The 1,201-nt window shown below is 67.1% G+C and carries 1 pseudogene; it reads left to right on the forward strand.

The window, feature by feature from the left end:
* Positions 1-1,201, forward strand: a pseudogene (locus tag ACFSKW_RS32670) (DNA-directed RNA polymerase subunit beta); the annotation flags it as partial.

Genomic DNA, 1,201 nt, shown 5'->3' on the forward strand with positions numbered 1-1,201 from the left:
GCAGACCCTGCTGGAGAACCTCTACTTCAACCCCAAGCGCTACGACCTGGCCAAGGTCGGCCGTTACAAGATCAACAAGAAGCTTGGGATCGACGCCGAGATCACCCAGGGCACGCTGACCGAAGAGGACATCGTCGCCACCATCGAGTACATCGTCAGGCTGCACGCCGGCGAGGAGTCGATGCCGGGCGCCGAGGGCCGTGAGGTCATCGTCGAGACCGACGACATCGACCACTTCGGCAACCGTCGTCTGCGCAGCGTGGGCGAGCTCATCCAGAACCAGGTCCGCCTGGGCCTGGCCCGCATGGAGCGCGTCGTCCGCGAGCGCATGACCACGCAGGACGTCGAGGCCATCACGCCGCAGACCCTGATCAACATCCGCCCGGTCGTGGCGTCGATCAAGGAGTTCTTCGGCACCTCGCAGCTGTCGCAGTTCATGGACCAGACCAACCCGCTGGCCGGGCTGACGCACAAGCGGCGTCTGTCCGCGCTGGGCCCCGGTGGTCTGTCGCGTGAGCGGGCCGGCTTCGAGGTCCGCGACGTGCACCCGTCCCACTACGGCCGGATGTGCCCGATCGAGACCCCTGAAGGCCCGAACATCGGTCTGATCGGCTCGCTGGCCTCCTACGGCCGCATCAACGCCTTCGGTTTCGTCGAGACGCCCTACCGCAAGGTCGTCGACGGCAAGGTGACCGAGCAGATCGACTACCTCACGGCCGACGAGGAGGACCGGTACGTCAAGGCGCAGGCCAACACCGCGCTCAACCCCGACGGTTCCTTCGCCGAGTCCCGCGTCCTGGTCCGCACCAAGGGCGGTGAGACCGAGCTCGCGCGTGCCGAGGAGGTCGACTACGTCGACGTCTCCGCGCGCCAGATGGTCTCCGTCGCGACCGCGATGATCCCGTTCCTGGAGCACGACGACGCCAACCGCGCGCTCATGGGCTCCAACATGCAGAGGCAGTCCGTGCCGCTGCTGAAGAGCGAGGCGCCGCTGGTCGGCACCGGCATGGAGTACCGTGCCGCGACCGACGCGGGCGACGTCATCAGCGCCGAGAAGGCCGGCGTGGTGGAGGAGGTCTCCGCCGACTACGTCACGGTCATGAACGACGACGGCACCCGGACGACGTACCGCGTGGCGAAGTTCAAGCGTTCCAACCAGGGCACCTCGTTCAACCAGAAGCCCATCGTCGCCGAGGGCGAC

The organism is Nonomuraea mangrovi (assembly GCF_042681425.1).
Taxonomy (GTDB): Bacteria; Actinomycetota; Actinomycetes; order Streptosporangiales; family Streptosporangiaceae; genus Nonomuraea; species Nonomuraea mangrovi.